The 16,742-nt window shown below is 57.2% G+C and carries 12 protein-coding genes; 2 read left to right on the forward strand and 10 right to left on the reverse strand.

What is annotated here, in order from left to right:
• Positions 1-7 precede the first annotated feature (7 nt).
• The 5 genes from QMZ18_RS08685 to QMZ18_RS08705 all read right to left on the reverse strand — a co-directional run bounded on the left by QMZ18_RS08685 (position 8) and on the right by QMZ18_RS08705 (position 6,666).
• Positions 8-1,051: a TAXI family TRAP transporter solute-binding subunit gene (locus QMZ18_RS08685; RefSeq protein ID WP_282605885.1), complete on the reverse strand. Its 1,044-nt coding sequence runs from the start codon at positions 1,049-1,051 to the stop codon at positions 8-10.
• Between the two features lie 173 nt (positions 1,052-1,224).
• Positions 1,225-2,652 carry an NAD(P)/FAD-dependent oxidoreductase gene (locus tag QMZ18_RS08690; RefSeq protein WP_282605886.1) on the reverse strand — a complete coding sequence of 476 codons (1,428 nt, stop codon included), beginning with the start codon at positions 2,650-2,652 and terminating at the stop codon, positions 1,225-1,227.
• A gap of 227 nt (positions 2,653-2,879) precedes the next feature.
• Positions 2,880-3,863, reverse strand: coding sequence for a hypothetical protein (locus tag QMZ18_RS08695; protein ID WP_282605887.1), 984 nt, complete (start codon positions 3,861-3,863; stop codon positions 2,880-2,882).
• 346 nt (positions 3,864-4,209) lie between these two features.
• Entirely contained in the window at positions 4,210-5,406 is a 1,197-nt protein-coding gene (locus QMZ18_RS08700) for a cupin domain-containing protein (RefSeq protein ID WP_282605888.1), read from the reverse strand.
• A 216-nt stretch (positions 5,407-5,622) separates the two neighbouring features.
• Positions 5,623-6,666, reverse strand: a complete 1,044-nt coding sequence (locus tag QMZ18_RS08705; RefSeq protein ID WP_282605889.1) for a 2OG-Fe(II) oxygenase — start codon at positions 6,664-6,666, stop codon at positions 5,623-5,625.
• 280 nt (positions 6,667-6,946) lie between these two features.
• On the opposite strand from QMZ18_RS08705, the gene QMZ18_RS08710 reads away from it, so the two are divergent.
• Positions 6,947-8,056, forward strand: coding sequence for a response regulator (locus tag QMZ18_RS08710; protein ID WP_282605890.1), 1,110 nt, complete (start codon positions 6,947-6,949; stop codon positions 8,054-8,056).
• A 109-nt stretch (positions 8,057-8,165) separates the two neighbouring features.
• On the opposite strand, the gene QMZ18_RS08715 is transcribed toward QMZ18_RS08710, so the two are convergent.
• The 3 genes from QMZ18_RS08715 to QMZ18_RS08725 all read right to left on the reverse strand — a co-directional run bounded on the left by QMZ18_RS08715 (position 8,166) and on the right by QMZ18_RS08725 (position 10,556).
• On the reverse strand, positions 8,166-9,452 hold the full coding sequence (locus QMZ18_RS08715; RefSeq protein ID WP_282605891.1) for a nucleotide sugar dehydrogenase: 1,287 nt from the start codon (positions 9,450-9,452) through the stop codon (positions 8,166-8,168).
• A gap of 224 nt (positions 9,453-9,676) precedes the next feature.
• Complete coding sequence (locus tag QMZ18_RS08720; protein ID WP_282605892.1) at positions 9,677-10,369, reverse strand: ParA family protein; 693 nt, start codon at positions 10,367-10,369, stop codon at positions 9,677-9,679.
• Positions 10,370-10,430: 61 nt separating this feature from the next.
• On the reverse strand, positions 10,431-10,556 hold the full coding sequence (locus QMZ18_RS08725) for a hypothetical protein (protein ID WP_282605893.1): 126 nt from the start codon (positions 10,554-10,556) through the stop codon (positions 10,431-10,433).
• A gap of 232 nt (positions 10,557-10,788) precedes the next feature.
• Between QMZ18_RS08725 and QMZ18_RS08730 the strand changes: the two genes are divergently transcribed.
• A complete protein-coding gene (locus tag QMZ18_RS08730) occupies positions 10,789-13,350 on the forward strand; it encodes a cadherin-like domain-containing protein (RefSeq protein ID WP_282605894.1) in 2,562 nt (853 codons plus the stop codon).
• Positions 13,351-13,482: 132 nt separating this feature from the next.
• Here QMZ18_RS08730 and QMZ18_RS08735 read toward each other — a convergent pair whose 3' ends face one another.
• Entirely contained in the window at positions 13,483-15,462 is a 1,980-nt protein-coding gene (locus QMZ18_RS08735) for an XrtA/PEP-CTERM system exopolysaccharide export protein (protein WP_282605895.1), read from the reverse strand.
• A gap of 439 nt (positions 15,463-15,901) precedes the next feature.
• A complete protein-coding gene (locus QMZ18_RS08740) occupies positions 15,902-16,696 on the reverse strand; it encodes a metallophosphoesterase family protein (protein ID WP_282605896.1) in 795 nt (264 codons plus the stop codon).
• Positions 16,697-16,742 lie beyond the last annotated feature (46 nt).

Genomic DNA, 16,742 nt, shown 5'->3' on the forward strand with positions numbered 1-16,742 from the left:
CAGCCGTCTACTCGATCAGTCCGACTTCCCTGTAGTAGCGGCGGGCGCCGTCATGAAGCGGCACGCCAAGGCCGCTGATGGCGGTGTCGATGGTGATCAGGCTGCCTTTAGGGTGACCGCGCGACAGCATCTTGGCCGTATTCTTGTGCCAGAGCGCGCGGGTGATTTGGTACACCAACTCGGGGTCGACGGCATCCGTGACCAGCCATTGGGCACCGACCGAGAGAGTCCGGGTCGCCGGAACGTTGAAATAGGTGCCTGCGGGCACCGTTTCCTCGGCAAAGAACGGATAGGTCTGGCGCAGGGTTTCCGCTTCCTTGCCGGTGATCGGCACCAGGGTGACCAGCGAATCCGCCGCGAGGAACTTCACGGCGTTGACCGGTGTCCCGGCCACGATGAAAAAGCCGTCCAGTTCACCGGCGCGCAGCATATCCGCTGCGATTCCAGAGGTCGCTGAAACCGCGTCAAAATCCTCAACATCAATGCCGTAGGCCTTGAGGATCAGCAAAGCGTCAACCCGTGTCCCGGACCCTTCCACATCGATCGAAATCCTCAAACCCTTGAGATTGCGTACCGAACGGATACCGCTGTTGCGGCGCACGACCAAATGCACGGATTCCGGAAAGAGATTGGCAATTGCGCGCAGGCCGGGTACGCCGCCGCGTTCCTTGAAGATACCTTCACCTCGATAGGCCCAGAACGAAACGTCAGCCTGGCTGAAGCCTGAATCAAGCAAACCGGCGGCCAGCTGATTTACGTTAGCGACCGAGCCTTCGGTCGATTGGGCAACCGCAATCAGTCCTGGAACACCGCAACTTCCGCCGCGATCGCAGGCCCGGCTACCCGGTGGATTACTGATCGCATTGGCGATGATACCACCGACGGGAAAGTAGGTGCCTCCGGTCGAACCGGTACCGATGCGGAAGAAGTTGATTTGCTCGGCCCAGCTGCTGTTCCAGGAAACAACCGCGAAGGTCGCAGCGATCACGGCCATCGACAATCCGGCGACAATACGCCGGGACCAACTTGCTGAATTTAACGCGCGGCCCACTCTAACCGCCCCTTTCAATACTTATGGCACAGCGTTACGCGGTGTGCTTACCCTCTGATATACCTCTATAATTTTGACAATACTAGGGCAACAGCAAGGCAAGGGTTAAATTCGCACCAAAATATCTGTCAAAAGGCAAAAACTGCGTCAAAATTGGGTAAATCTCCCGCAAATCATCCGAATTTTTGTAGAAAACGCACGATTTTACGGGTTCGCTCTCCAAACAGAGCGTCCGTGTAATAACTGCCGGCAACCCGTTTGCTGACTTCGCTCAAAGTTGGGTAGGGCGCGATGGCGTTGGCCATGGCTCCGATCTTCAGTTTCTGACTGAGTGCCAGAACCCAGGGCTGCAGGAGCTCACCCGCACGCGGGCCGCCGATCGACGCTCCCAGGATCTTGCCGCGCTTGCCGACGACGATCTTGACCAGACCTTCGGTTTCGCGCTCCGCCCGCGCCCTGTCGTTTTCTTCGAAGGACCAACGCAGGACCTTCACGTCGTCGCCGAATTTTTCCTTCGCCTGTGCCTCGGTCAGACCGACATGAGCAATTTCAGGGTCCGTGAAGGTCACCCAGGGAACGAAATCATGGCACGCCTTCGCCGGAAGTCTGAAAAGCGCATTCCGAATAACAATACCGGCGTGATAGCCCGCGACATGGGTAAATTGAAGACCGCCCGCAACATCACCGAGCGCAAATATCCGCTTGTTGCTGGTCCGCAGGCGTGCGTCGACTTCAATGCCGCGTGGTGAGTAGCTAACGCCGGCAGCTTCGAGATTCAATCCATCGACATTGGCGCGGCGTCCGGCCGCGACCAACAGATGCGAGCCCGTGATTGTCTCCGTCTGGCCGTCCGCTTCAATTTCGACGGAGATCTGGTTTCCCCCGCCGCCGACTGAAACGATCTTGATACCCTCGCGGATTGCGACGCCATCCTCGACCAGGCGGCGGCGCGCGAACTCGGTCACTTCAGGATCGTCCTTGCCCAAGACGCGGAACATTTCCAGCAAGGTCACTTTAGCTCCAAGGCGCCGGTGGGCCTGTGCGAGCTCCGCACCAATCGGGCCGCCGCCGATCACGATCAGATGCTCGGGCCTTTCGTCCAGCTCGAATACCGTTTCGTTGGTCAGAAAGGGAACATCCTGGATCCCGTCGATAGGCGGGACCGCAGCCGAGGAGCCGGTGCAGACGACAAATCGCTTGGCGCGCACGATTGAATCGCCAGCCTTGGCCTCACGCGGCCCCGAAAAAACGGCGGCCTCCTGGAGCACCTTGACACCGAGGCCCTCAAACCGCTCGACAGAATCATGCGGTGCGATACCGGCGATAACGCTGCGAATATGTTCGCGCACCTTAAGAAAATCGACAGCCGGCTCAGTGCCGTTCACACCGAAGCGGCCACTGCGGCGGATAACGTCTGCCGCATGCCCGGCTGCGATAATCGATTTGGAAGGCACACAACCGTAGTTCAGACAATCGCCACCCATCTTTCCCTTTTCGATGAGCACGACATCAGCGCCCATCTGGGATGCTCCCGCAGCCACGGACAGGCCCCCCGACCCACCGCCGATGACACACAAGTCGGCGTTAATTATCTCGCTCATTTAATGTCCCCACGAATCTTCCCCCCGCTCGTTGGCGAGACTCTATTTACTGTAGTTAGAGTGCGGTCGTTCTTGACTGTTTCCACAAAGAACGACCGCACTCTAAATTCTTACGCCTGCAATGAACCACAACGCGGTGCAATGCGCGGGTGCGATGATAACGCCCGAATTGCTAAAGACGTCTTTCATCCTGCGCCGTCTGGCAAGAAAAGAGAACTGGCCGGGAATCAAGACGAGTCACGGACCTCAAGTGCGCGCGACAGTATCTGCTGCTGACGATGGACCGGATTTTCAAATCCGGGTTGCTCACCCTGTTTCTCGCCAGGGGATTTATCTGCACTGCCTTGATCGAGACCGAGCGAAAGCTGCCGCTTGAGCTCAGGATCGTTCAATAAGTCGGGAGATCCCTTAACTTCCCCTTCTGCCGCCTTTGCTATATCGGCCCCCATGACCGCACGTCGGAGATTCAGAGCGGCAACAGCACTGCGGGCGTTCGGTCGTTTATTGATCGCAACCGAGCGCGCGTCTTCAACAGCATGTGTCATTGCTTCCAGCGCAGCGAGACGCGATGCATGGGCTTCGCCAAGTGCGCGCTCGACTTTGAAGGCCATCGGCAAAAGAACCCCCAGGGCAAGCAGCCAAAGCGGCAGCAGGCCATCCAACAGTTCGCTGGTTAGATAACCATCCGAGAAAACCGGACTCATTTCAGTGGCGCTCGACATCCAAAAGCCGCCGGCAACCACGGATGCAATCAGCAAGCAGCCGGCGAGAAAAAGGCTGCGCCAGCAAATAAAGCCCGCGATTTGCGCCAAGAGGACCAGAGAAAAGGCAAAAATTCCGTAGGTAACCGGCCCTGAGGTTTGCAGGCTCATCACCGCCAGGAGGACGCATTGCGCCACGAAGCCGACAGACAGTACGTAACGCGCGACAACACGGACAGGGTCGCAAACCCAAACCAACGACGGCAGGAGCGCAAAGAGCGTACTCAGGGCAATAGCGAGAGCGAAGTCACGTTCCGCCAGTGTCGAAAGCAGGGCGACGGCCCCAATCCCAAGCCAGAGCTCCGCCACGATCACGCGCGCCGCAAGGCTTCTTATTGTGCTCAGTGCCGGCGCCGTGGTCGGACGACGACGTCCGGTCACGAGATTCGGGGGCGTTCCTTTGGCGGGTTTTCCGGCGACGAAATTGGAGGCTTTGGAGTTGGATCTCACTTGCTGCGCCCGCCTTCAACGACGCCGGTTCGACGTAGCTTGAAACTGGCAAAGCGGATCATCACCTGCATACCCCGTACTGTGGTTGTACCATCGCTATCGATTTCTTGTTTAAACCTGGGACCCAGCGCTTATGCGCCCTGCGCTTAAATGCCCTGCGCCCCAGCCAATGACAGCTGATGGTTTCTCGTGGCCTGAGTCTGATTCACGTTCCTTACTTTTGCCGTTTAGAACGGTCGTACTCATAGACCACTGTCTCTATATCATAGCCACTGGCCAAGAGTCCGGCTTCATGGGCCGACTTTGTGCTCCAAGTCGTTCACATCTTTTCGATCAGGTCACTTTTCTATACCTGGCTTAGTGTACGATCAGCGCAGAGGCGCTCCAAAAGTCCCTCGAGGACCGAATCGGTTACCTGCGGAAAGGCGGCAGCCAGAGCGGTTTTGTCAAACCGGCCCTGCTCTGCCATCCAGCCTAGAAGGGGACCGTCTTCCGGCGATTGCGAAACTTTGTAGTCCTCTGCCACGGCAACCCATTCTTTCCCTCGGCGCACAACGCGCAGGTCTTGGCGAAGAACCTGAAAGCTCTGGCGAGGCTCGAAATTCGGCAGGCTAAAGCCGGGCCTTCGCACCGTAAATCCATTGCGAAGTGCGACAGCGCGCTGCATTCCTTCGTCTCCGCGGGCAATCTCCTGGAAACGCTCCGAAAGCTGGTCCAGGTGCCGCCGGAGCCGCTCCTCGCCTTCGCGATCGTTGCATTGAGGCAAATCAGCCCGGAAAACCGGGTCTTTAACCGCCAGTTCCCACAGCTTCGTCAACCATTCCAGGCCGATCGGTTCGCTGCAGCTGAAGGTCACATGTACCGACACATCACTGCTGGCAAGGGCGTCATGGAACTGCCCGCGCGGCAGGTACAGTAAGTCGCCCGGCCGCATGACAAGTTCTTCGGCAACCGCGCCTTTCATGCGGTCATATTCGGCCTGCGGGACGTTCATAAATGCGGGATGCTCGATTGGATTCTCGGCACGGCCTTCATAGACGCGCCAGCGCTTCTCTCCTACGATCTGGAGGGCGTAAACTTCGTGCCTGTCATAATGTGAGTCGAAGGCCTGTCGCTGCTTCCAGGAGCAGTAGAGGTTTGCGTTTCCGCGTCCGCCATGTGCCGCCTCGATGGTTTCCAGCACAGAACGCACCCCCGGATGCAGAGTCTCAATCTCGTTCAGCAACAAGGACGCGCCGCGCTTCAAAAAATCCATAATCTTTTCGGATTCCGGTTGAAGCACCTGCATCTGGTTACGATCGACCGTATTCCGGCAGTAGGCCCCAGGTGGTATCCGCTGCTTGTCGAGAGATAACTGGAGGGAACGCGCCGTCCAAACGGCCATTTCCAGCATCCGATTCAGATCGTCCCAGTTCATGACGGAACCAAATTTCTCGGGTCGTCCCGCAATGTGAACCGGCCGCTGACGGCAATAGTCCTGAAAAAACTTCTCAGGCGGCAGCGGATCGATCAGCTGCCGAAACGACGTAATTTGCTCGGACATTTACCTGCACTGAAGTGGGGAAAACGGAGGTCATCGGCTAATATCAAAGAGCACTGATAATGACCTACGGCATTATATGGCTTTGCAATGACACCGCATCAACATTCGCCGCCCGTGCCGTTCAATTCTGTGGCACTTCGCAGTCCGCCATAGTCACTGTGGCTTTTCCATTCTGACCGGTGGGAAACCGGCATTCCGGCAGAACAATCCCCTGGGTCAGTAGAGGAACGCCAGCTGTACATAGCGGCTGCCACGGGTAACGGGCCGGGCCTCGTGCAGAAGAGAACAGCAGAATACAAGCGCCTCACCCGTAGCTGGGCGATAGCCGGATTCACAATATTCGGGAAACACCAGATGCCCGCCCTCGTGATCCTCAGCATTGAGATTGATGGAGACGGCAAATCTGCGGTGCGCATTTGCTGCATTTGTATTGTCTCGATGCCGGCGGAAGAAGCCTTTGTCCTCGGCATCGTAGCGCGCAATCTTGAAAGCCTCGTGCGACTTAACTTCGAAATGAAAGGCTTTGGCGACTTCCGGGATCAGACGGCGCATATACAGCACCCGAATCTGCTCTGCCAAGGGAGTGCCGGTTCCAACGACAAAATCGCGACGCTTCTTGACTTTTTCGTCAAACACCAACGGCGCACCATCCTTCCGTTGCTCGTTAAACCCCGAGGGCTGATGCGGCGAGTTTTCAAAGATCCCGATCAGATGCTTGCAGCACTCAGGGTCGAACACCCGTGGGATTCGCAAGACCGGTGCATGAATCTTGGCCTCCATGAAGGGGCGTCGCGGCAGAAGAGTCGTGGCCGCAGTCAAAAGTCCATCACGATCACAGGAAACCACACGCGGGTCGAAAATAGCGAGCACCCGTTGATTTTCGTTCAGCAATAATGTCGCGCCAGACCGGCCAAAATTAAACGCCTTGGCGATCGCATCGGCGGGGTCTTTCAGCCGCTCGACATCGCATGCAGATCCGGGCGCATCGGGATTTGTCGGCTCTTCGGCTCTCTCGATCACCAACAGCTTCAAACCCAGAGCGGTAAGCTCCTGTCTGGCGCCGGCGATCACCGGCAGCAAGGTTCGATTATCGCCTGCAGTTTCATGCGAAGACAGAAGACCCGACGCGCAGAGATGCACCAGCAAAGGCTGGCCGGCGAACTGCACAGGCACTCGCAGGCGCCCATCGGCCGCCTTGAGTTGAACATGCGGAAATACGTCCCCAACACCTAAGTGTCGCGATACGAGTTCCGCGGTCATGTTTCTAACCACAGCACTCTCGTTTCCTACCCCCCTCAGGAAACAAAGACTCCTAAGTATGGGCACCTGTGGAAGACGAAGCAACAAGTATGGATGAGATGATTCGTTCAGTGAATCCAAATGGAGCGGGATAGCGGGGCACGACATAATAGGATTATTGTCACGACAAACTTATTTAAATTAGAACTTCTTTTGGGTGTTCGCGCATAATAAGATTGAAAACTCATCGGCGCCGCACCCTTCAAATCCAATCGCACAGGAACGAGAACAGCTTTCCCCTATGCTAAAGTTTAACTGGCACAACATCTCAATCATGGTGGTTGACGATAACAGCTTTATGCGCAGTTTGATCACCTCGACCATCCGTGCACTGGGCATCAAAGACGTCGTCAGCGTCCCGAACGCCACACAAGCTATTGAGCAGCTCAAGATCAGTAAAACCGACCCGGTCAACGCCGGAATCGGGTCCATAGATATTATTCTCTCTGACTTCGTCATGCCGGACGTCGACGGGATCCTGTTCTTGCGCTGGACAAGAACCAACAAACACGCTCCCGACCGTTTCGTTCCCTTCGTCATGGTCTCAGGCCAAGCCGACGAAAAAAGTGTCCAGAAATCCCGCGACGCCGGCATGACTGAATTCCTGGCAAAGCCGTTCGCCGCCCAAACAATGGCGGACCGCATTCTGGAAGTTATCCAAAATCCGCGGCAGTTCGTGCTCGCGGCCGATTATTTCGGACCAGATCGCCGACGCATGGACCGGCCGATCAAATGGTTCGAAAAAACCAGCGAAAAAGGCGGCAAGACTGAGATGGTGGAGCGGACCGACGACCGCCGCATCTCTGCGCCGTCTGACCTGCAGATCGTCAACGCGCGCTCGAACATCAAACATATTCGCGATGACGTCCATGCCGTCATCATCCGCCCGGCCAATCGCCTGCTCGATAAGCTTGGTCCGAATGTCATGCGGGGGCAGATCGATTTTGATCCGCTCGTTATCCAGGCAGCGGAAGCGCGGATCCAGGAACTTGTCGGCGATTATTCCAAATGGACGGAAAACTACCTGAACACTCTCGCAGACTGTCTCAACAAGCTGCAAAAACGGCAGGAGGACAGCCGCAGGGTTCTCGCGCAGATCAACCATATCGCTCATGAGCTGCGCGGCCAGGGCGGTGTTTTTGATTATCCTCTATGCACCGCCTTCGGAAAATCCCTCTATGAAGCGACGCTCGACGTCAGTCTCGCAGTCACGGGGAACCGCCTGAAGCTGATTGATGCCCATATCGGTGCCATTCGAACGGTGTTTAATCAGAAGATCACTGGAAACGGCGGCAAAGTAGGTGCCACTCTTTTGAAGGAAATCGAGGCCGCTGTTAAGAAATACAGCTGACGCCGCTGACGGCCTCCCGCTCTCCCACCCACACTTTTCATAGCCTTGTGGATTGCAACCGGCTGCCGAGAGCCGGCCACAAGAACGGACCGTTTGGATAGCGTTGCGTTTAAAGGCCCCAGTACTGCACGTCCGAACGGATGGTCGTTTCGTCGAGCACGGCCTTGACGTCGATCAGGATACCACCAGGCTTGATGCGATCGGTCAGGCGTTCGGTTCCGCCATCCAGGAACGACTGGTGGGAGACGGCCAAAATCAATCCGTCGAGATCGCGAAGCTGATCGTCGGGGCTCAGGGCCAGACCGAACTCCTCCTCTGCCAATTCCGCCGAAACGTAAGGATCGAAGATCAGGGGCTGCAGGCTGAATTCCCGCAGCTCAGTCACGATATCCGGAACCTTGCTGTTTCTGATGTCAGGAACGTTTTCTTTGAACGTCAGGCCAAGAATGCCGATTCGGGCATTCGCGGACATGCGATCACTTGCAAGCAGCATCTTGATCAATTTACGCGCCAGGAACGCGCCCATGCCGTCATTGATGCGGCGTCCGGCGAGAATGACTTCCGGATGATAGCCTACGGCCTCGGCCCGGGCTGTTAGGTAATAGGGATCAACGCCGATACAGTGACCGCCGACCAGGCCCGGCGTGAACTTCAGAAAGTTCCACTTGGTTCCGGCCGCGGCGAGAACATCCCTCGTGGGGATCTCAAGCCGCTCGAAAATGATCGCGAGTTCGTTCATCAAAGCGATGTTAAGGTCGCGCTGAGTGTTCTCAATAACTTTCGCCGACTCGGCGACCTTGATCGAAGGTGCCCTGTGAACCCCGGCGGCAGCGAAGCTGCCATAGGCTTCTGAAACACGATCCAGGGTTTCCGCGTCCTCGCCGGACACCACCTTCACAATGGCCTCAAGTCCGTGTTCGGTATCGCCCGGATTGATCCGCTCCGGCGAATAGCCGAGTTTAAAGTCGACTCCTTGGCGCAATCCCGAGACCTCGGCAAGAATGGGACCGCAGATATCTTCCGTTACGCCCGGGAAAACTGTCGATTCCAGAACCACCACGCCACCAGACTTCAGATAGGGCGCGATCATCCGGCAGGCCCCTTTGACCGCCCCCAGATCGGGGCGGCGGTCACCATCGACCGGAGTCGGCACGGTGATTGCGAAGAAGGTCGCGCCTTCCAGATCGGCGGCGGAATCGGTAAAGCGGATCGAGGATGCCGCAAGATGTTCCGAGGTGACTTCGCCCGTCCAATCCTCGTTCGCGCGCAGGGCTGCAATACGTTTGCTGTCGATATCGATGCCGATAACGGTCTCAAAATGCTTCGCAAAGGCAACCGCCAATGGCAGTCCGACGTAGCCCAAACCGATTACGGCAATCTTTTCTGAAGTCAGCATAGCGATGTCATTTCCCGGATACGTTCATGACGGCCCACCCGGCAGGGTGAGACTTGGATGTACTGTTTATATTGGAGCTTCTAATCCCCCGTTAACGCCGTGAGCGTCAAGGGACAAACAAATTACAAGCGAGAGGTGATAGTGAATCCATGTATACGAAAACGAAGTCGTTTGAATAGAGGCAAATTCAAGCGAGATGGCGAATTGGTCAAGGGTTTATATGCTCAGGATACCTGGGCCGTTTGCTCGTCGGGTCCAAAACCCTCGATTTCCTCCATTTTGGCCAATACAGCGTTGGCCAGATTGACGATGTCGTGCCTGGCATCGCTTTTAGGTGCGAACTCACCAATCCACTTACGCTCAGTGAAAGCATCTACAAAGGCTGTGCGTTGCCGCACCTCAGGTCCCACGACATCACCGAGGTGCCGTAATACATCGCCGATTCGCCGCCCTGCCCCGGTCCGGTGATCGATCTTCGACGGCACCAACAGAAAACTAAGCTCATTGCCGTCGCGCATGGCCCGCGAGGTTTCGATCAGGTTCAAGACATTGGTCGTGGCAATCAAGTCCGGGCCAGATGCCGTCAGAGGAATCACTGCAAGCCGCGACAGACTCAGGGCTATCTCGGTGACAGCGCGAGAATGCGCAGGGCAATCGATCAGCAGGAAATCACTGTCAATCGACAGTACCTTGGTAATCCAGCTCTGCGCGCCGCGCTCGTCCTCGAGCGGGAAAGAATGGATCTGTGCGGGATAACGGCCTCGGGACATCCAATGTGACGAGGTTCCCTGCGGATCAGCATCCACCAGCGCGACCCGGCGTTCACCGCCACCCAGTTCGCATGCCAAATTGACTGCGATGTTGGACTTGCCGACACCACCCTTCAAATTGGCGACCGTTATGATGCGCGCCGCCATCGGTCACCGCCCGCCGGCGTTCGAAGCATGACGGACAGAAAGCTTACACGCTTCCATCTCATCAGGCCGGCTTAAAGCTGATATCGTCATCGGTCGAACCATCTTTTCCAGCGCGCCCGAGGGCCCGCTCCAACTCCTCAACAGCCGTTATCGTCTGCCAGGGTCTCATGGAAACCGTGGCAGACATTTGCACGCTATCTTATTATCAACAAATAATTTTATTTTCCTTTATCAGGTTTGCTGACAACTGTTCACTCTAGAAAATCACACATAATTGTGTTGTTTTGATCGTCTAAAGCGTTGACGCCTCTTGCCTCGATACGCAAGATCCCCCAGCTATTAACCGAGCGTTAACTACCGTGCCATCTTGCCGGTGATTTGGGCAGAACTACGGCACCGTCTGGGAAAGGTCGAACCGCATGGCTGAGCAACCCGTTACATCCCTTACCTCTGGTCAAGCACGTGAGGGCAGCGGCGCTGAGAGCCAGATCGCGGCTGGCGCTGCAACGACGGAAACGACGTCAGCGATCGCTCTGGGCCAGGCGGCTGCGCCTGAACCTCTCGTCGTCACGCAGCCGGCGACCGGTCAGACCCAGGAAATCACGCTTGAAGCAGGCCAGCCAGTCCTGCTGACCATGGCCGCAGAAGATACCTTTATCGCTGTCGACGGCGCCAATTTCGTTCTCAGTTTCGACGGTGACGGCAATGGTGCCATCGACACCCGCGTCGTATTTCTGAATTTGGTCGATCAGGCGGCATCGGACACGCCTCCTGTGTTCGTCATCGGCGGACAGGTGGTCGGCAGCGGCCTGCTGGTCAGCCAGACCATCGCCCTCGGCGGTGGCAACGGCGAGCCTATTCCCTTCGAAACCGCGGCACCTCAGGCACCTGAAGGTGGCGGCAACAACGTCTACGACGACAATCTCGGCGATGCCATAGACCTGCTGGCCGCACAGGGCGTCATTCCGCCGACCGCGCTGGTCTTCGGCCTGCCGGATCCGGAACCCGGCGAGGCGCTGGATCTGACCTCGGATGTCCCGACACCGGTGATACCGCCGGTCGAGCCACCGTCCGACAGCCTACAGGCCAATCCAGACGCCTCAGACGTCCGGCCCAATCGCTCGGGCGACGCCAATGCGCCGGAGACCTCGGTCACGATCGACGTGCTGGCGAACGACGTGGACTCGGATGGCGACCCATTGACGATCACGTCTGTCACGTTAGACGATCCCGCACAGGGAACGGTCAGCATTGTGAACAACGAAGTTGTCTTCACGCCTGCGGTCGGCGTCACTGTGACGACGGTCGGCCTGACTTACGAAATTGAGGACCCGGACGGAAACACCGACTCGAGCACCGCTCAGATCACGATCGGACAGGACAACAGTGTTCAAAGGATTGTTTCAGTCCCCGACTCCGACCCGAACCGGACCGAACTGCTCAGCACGGTCGATACACAACTGGTCGATGTGGACGGCCCCAATGGGACCGACACCGACCCTTCAACCGTCAATGTGAACCTTTTTCCAAACAGCGACGTGACCTTCACGGTGACGGCCGACCCGGAAGCCCCGGATGTTCTCGATCTTTATCTGCTGCAGGATCTCTCCGGCTCGTTCCGAGACGATCTACCGATCGTACGCGGTGAGCAGTCCGCCAATAACGACGCGGCGGATCTTGGATTGCTCGACGACCTGGTGACTGGGGTGGAAGCGATTACCTCGGACGTACAGTTCGGACTGGGTGCATTCCGCGATATCGGGCCAGGCGGCGGCAGTGCGCCGGGCAGCCAGTTCGATTTCCAGCATCTGCTCAATCTGGAGGCAGGACAGGGCGGTCAGCGCCTGGATGGAGACCCGGCGGTTCCTCCACCGGCAAATCCGAACCTGCCGCCTAACCCCGGCGAAGCTTACGACGAATTGTTCGCGGGCAATCCGGGTCCCGGACCGACCGGTCTCGGCGGTGACTTCCCAGAACGCCAGTTGGTCGCTTTGAATCAGGTCGCCCTCGACGCGGCGGCAGCGGAGGACGGCAACGGCGGGACAGCCTCCCAGTTCGGCTTCCGCACCGGTTCTTCAAAGGTCGTGGTTATCATCACCGATGCCACCTCCAAGGATTGGGACAACGCGGTCTTCCGTGCGGAGTTGAAAGCCAATCTACAGGCCTCCGGGGTCATCCCGATTTTCCTGGTTGCCGCCGGCGACGAGGGTGAGGCCTTCATCAATAACTTCTACGACGGCGTCATTGCGGAGCTGGGTGTCGGTGCCCGCGTGCCCCTGGAGCTCGACAGCAGCAATCTGGTCCAGGCCATCGAAGACGGGCTGAACCAGATTACCGACAGCCTGACGCTGAGTGTCGCCGACGACGACAACGACTATGTCTCGATCGGTGCGCCAACCGTCGACCCGGTGACCGGCGAGCACTCCTGGGAAGTGACCCTTTCCGCACCGCTGGACGAGGGACATAACAACGACCCGGACATCAAGCTGACCGTCACAAACGATTCGACAACGGATCAGGTCGGCGGCCAGATCACCGTCAATGTCACGACAGATGCGCCCGAAAGCGGCGGCGACGACTTCGATATCGTCGAAGGTCACAACGGGCAGAACGTGCTGACCGGTGGCGACGGCAACGATCTTATCATCGGTCTTGGCGGTGACGATCTGCTGATCGGCGGCCTGGGCGAGGACGATTTTGCCTTCGGTGCCCGCGATCTGGGTGCAGGCGTCCTCGACTTTGACGGCAACGACATCATCCAGGATTTCGTCAAAGGCGAGGATCAGGTCAACCTGGATGCTCTCTTCGACGCACTGGGTATTGCCGAAGCCAACCGGGCCGGCGACGTCAACGTGGTGGTCAACGGTGGCAACACCGAGATTACGGTCAACGGCGCTACCGACTTTATGGTCACACTCTCCGGTGTCACCGACGCACTGACGGTCGGTATCGATCCGGACAGCGATATCGTCGTCGTCTAACGATCTCCGTAACGCACAACGAAATACGGCCGGTGTCTGTCAAAGACGCCGGCCGTTTTGTTTGTCTTAGGTCTGTTGAGATTCAGGATATCGTCGCGGCGGGTTCGGACCCACTTTCGAAAAAGAGCCGCGTCAGAAAGTGGCGCTCAGCCCCACGGTCACGGCATTCTCCATGAACTCGTCGTCGGAACTCGTATCTGATTCGCGAAGCCTGAAGGTGTAATTGACGCTCGCCGAAACATTGTTGAACACGCTGTAGCTCAAGCCGCTTCGGAAGGTGTATTCGGTCTCGATAGAATCGCCGAGATCGTTGTACTCGTATTCGCCGGAGGTATTGAAGCGCGTGCGATTGTTCAGCGTACGACCCCAATCGGCCCGGAGGCCGTACTCGGTCTGGTCTTCGTCGCCCCCGCCATTGTCTTCGGTCTGGATCCGGAAGTTGGAGCCAAAGGTATTCCGGCCGCGCGAGCCGTTCAATCCCATCCGGAAGGTCGAAACACGCGTCGTTTCATCGTCGACTTCAAACGGCAGGTCGTTGGCTGAATCGACCACCTGTCCCGTATCGCCATTTTCGAACTGGCCGGTGTCCGGGTTGAACACGATGTTGTCCAGGTTCCGACCTAAAGCCTCCTGAGAGGTCCGCAGGGTTTCGTCATAGCTTGCCGTAAAACGCGTGCGCGGGGAGATGTCATAGCGCACGGTACCGTCAAAGCTGGTTTCGTCATCGCTCTGGCCGTAGCCGACCTCCACCTGAGTCCGGGAGCTCGGTTGCCAACGCAGGGCAGTCCGCCATGTCGGGTCGCTTATGTCGTTATCCGAATCTCCATCGTCAAACTGCTGATAGCCCACAGTTCCAATAAGGAAAAACTGCCTTGTGACCGCGTAAGTGGTCGTGAAGTTGATATCGCGCCGCGAAACATCGTCATCATCCGACGATGTCGCTTCCGAGGCCGAGAGCGCCAGTCGCCAAGTGAACTGCGTAAAATCCTCACCGCTGCTCAAATTGTAACTGAGTTCATGCTCCGTCGTATTCGACACGTCGTCGGAATCGATAAAGACCTGCGACAGGCGGTAACGCGTTTCGGCCGAGGCGAAATCACCAAAACGATTCTGCAGATAGGGACTGAAGCGATAGTTCTGAATCGTGTCGCGATTGGAATTGTTATCATCCGAGCCCGAATCGGCGGTATCGTTGTTCAGCACTTCCTGACTCACCGAGGCGCTGCCGTCGATGAAGAAGAGGTCTTCGAACACTTCGACATTGCCCGAGCTGTTCAGATCGATGTCCGCGTTGAAACCTTCGTCTTCACCGCCGTTTTGGTTGCTCAGCGCGACATCGCCGCTGAAAGCCCATCTGATTCTGGCGGCGTTGGCTGAGAAGGTAATGCCCGGGCTCACCGTGCTGATGAACGCCTCCTCCTCCTGGCCGTCAGGATCCAGGTCGACGTTATCGGTGAAGGTCTGATTGAAGGAAATCGTCGGGGTCACGCGCCAGTCGCCGGAAAAGAAGCCTTCCGGAATGATAATGACGTCGCCCGGCTCCATCGCGACATTCGCAGAGGAATCGCCACCGTCGACAAGATCGTCCAGGCGCAATTCAATCTGCCTGCGCTCCTCTCCGTCGCCTTCGCGCCGCAGAAGAATTGCCGAATTGCCGTCGGCGCCACTGGAAAGTCCACCGACTGCGATCATGACATCCAACACCGTCATGCGATCACGGAATGCAACAGCGCGCGGCTGCTGCGCGGCGCCAACCACACGGATCTGCTGTCTGAGATCGCCAACGAAACTACGGACGATCACCGTTATGATCGGATCCTGCACATAGACACTAAGCTTTTCTTCCAGCTCACGCGCCAATGTCGTCGGCGTATGACCGACGATCACGAGGTCTTCGATCAAGGGTGTGGAAACACGGCCGTCAGGCCGCACGGTGTAGACACCGGAAAGATCAGGATTGCGCAGCACCAGCAGTTCAATGACATCACCTGGACCAATCAAATAGTCCGGTGAAGCCACTTCGCCTTCCAGCTGCGCGCCCTCTGGTGTCTGTGCCGCCAGTTGCGAAAGATTTTCTTGCGTTCCGGCGCGACGTTCTTCTGCGAACGCCATACAGCCAAACGACAGGCTCAACGCCGCAGCACTGACCCCGCCTAACAAAATCCCCCGAGCGACAGACCGCAAACTACGGTCAGATGATATCGCTTTGCTCATATGCTCCGCGTTTGCTACTGCGCCTCTTCGGTTGTCCAGAACCCCGAATTGCTTCTAGAAACCCGACTCGGCGCGAGAACAATTGCCTGTATATATCAACCATCTTGCGCCGTCGAGGCCCTGAGACCCGGACTCACCCCCCGAGTCGGCGGAAAACTACCATAATATTCGGCAGCTTAGGTCAAAAGATTCGGTCACACCACCGAATAACTACATTCCAGGACCTAACACCCCGAACTTTAAGAAATTCTTTACGCAGTACGAACTGCCTTCACAGCCAACTCTCATTGACTCAACGGCTTAGCACGTTCTTGTTCGAGTCAAACGTCAATTGTTATCAACGTTTTAAAGACGTCGACAGGAATCGGCGCCCACTCCCTTCCAGCACCAGGCAGGTCAGCGTGCCGGATGCAAAGGCTCCCGTGTCGATTCCGATTCGATTCCTGCGGACGTCGGGACGCGCCGTCGGTGTATGCCCATGAACGACCATGACCCCATGATCTTCCTGCGAATTTAAAAATTCACTGCGAATCCAAAGAAGATCATCATCGTCCTGTTCATCGATCGGGCAACCCGGCCGGATCCCGGCATGCACGAAGAGGTAATCGCCGACGAGGTATTGCAGATCGAGGCTGGACAGAAATGCCTTATGCCGCGCGGGTACGCGTTCGCGCAGCTCTGTTGAAATATCGCTGTAGTAGCGCGGGTCATCGGGTGTGCGCGCCAGGACGACACCATAACTCATGACCGTGGACTCACCACCGAATCCAAACCACTGCGGCCCTATGGCGGGCTCATCCATAAACCTCAACATGGCTTCCTCGTGATTGCCTTTGAGGTGCACTGACGTAAAACCTTCAAGCGGCTGATCGAGGAGGAAGTCGATGACGTCACGGCTTTGCGTACCCCGGTCGACATAGTCACCGAGATATACCACCGTGGCCGCCGGACTTTCCGTTCCCGTTGCGAAATCGTCTCTGATCTGTTCGTGGAGTTCTGCCAGCAGATCTGCTCGGCCATGCACGTCGCCGATCGCATAAATGCGTTGTCCTTCCGGAACCCGGTAGCCTCCTTGAGACGACGCGGCGGTGCCGGAAAACAATCGCTTCAGAGAAGAGAAGGAGCCACGCATAAGCATGTCCTAACCTGCCTCACCGGGCGCGACAAGTCTCCAGACG

Source organism: Pelagibius sp. Alg239-R121 (assembly GCF_947331435.1).
Classification (GTDB): domain Bacteria; phylum Pseudomonadota; class Alphaproteobacteria; order Kiloniellales; family Kiloniellaceae; genus Denitrobaculum.

What these genes read in the sequence shown, in the direction of transcription:
- QMZ18_RS08690 (WP_282605886.1), bottom strand. Translation starts at nt 2,652, where the DNA reads ATGAGCGAGATAATTAACGCCGACTTGTGTGTCATCGGCGGTGGGTCG.
- QMZ18_RS08700 (WP_282605888.1), bottom strand. Translation starts at nt 5,406, where the DNA reads ATGTCCGAGCAAATTACGTCGTTTCGGCAGCTGATCGATCCGCTGCCG.
- QMZ18_RS08705 (WP_282605889.1), bottom strand. Translation starts at nt 6,666, where the DNA reads ATGACCGCGGAACTCGTATCGCGACACTTAGGTGTTGGGGACGTATTT.
- QMZ18_RS08710 (WP_282605890.1), top strand. Translation starts at nt 6,947, where the DNA reads ATGCTAAAGTTTAACTGGCACAACATCTCAATCATGGTGGTTGACGAT.
- QMZ18_RS08715 (WP_282605891.1), bottom strand. Translation starts at nt 9,452, where the DNA reads ATGCTGACTTCAGAAAAGATTGCCGTAATCGGTTTGGGCTACGTCGGA.
- QMZ18_RS08720 (WP_282605892.1), bottom strand. Translation starts at nt 10,369, where the DNA reads ATGGCGGCGCGCATCATAACGGTCGCCAATTTGAAGGGTGGTGTCGGC.
- QMZ18_RS08725 (WP_282605893.1), bottom strand. Translation starts at nt 10,556, where the DNA reads ATGTCTGCCACGGTTTCCATGAGACCCTGGCAGACGATAACGGCTGTT.
- QMZ18_RS08730 (WP_282605894.1), top strand. Translation starts at nt 10,789, where the DNA reads ATGGCTGAGCAACCCGTTACATCCCTTACCTCTGGTCAAGCACGTGAG.
- QMZ18_RS08735 (WP_282605895.1), bottom strand. Translation starts at nt 15,462, where the DNA reads ATGGCGTTCGCAGAAGAACGTCGCGCCGGAACGCAAGAAAATCTTTCG.
- QMZ18_RS08740 (WP_282605896.1), bottom strand. Translation starts at nt 16,696, where the DNA reads ATGCGTGGCTCCTTCTCTTCTCTGAAGCGATTGTTTTCCGGCACCGCC.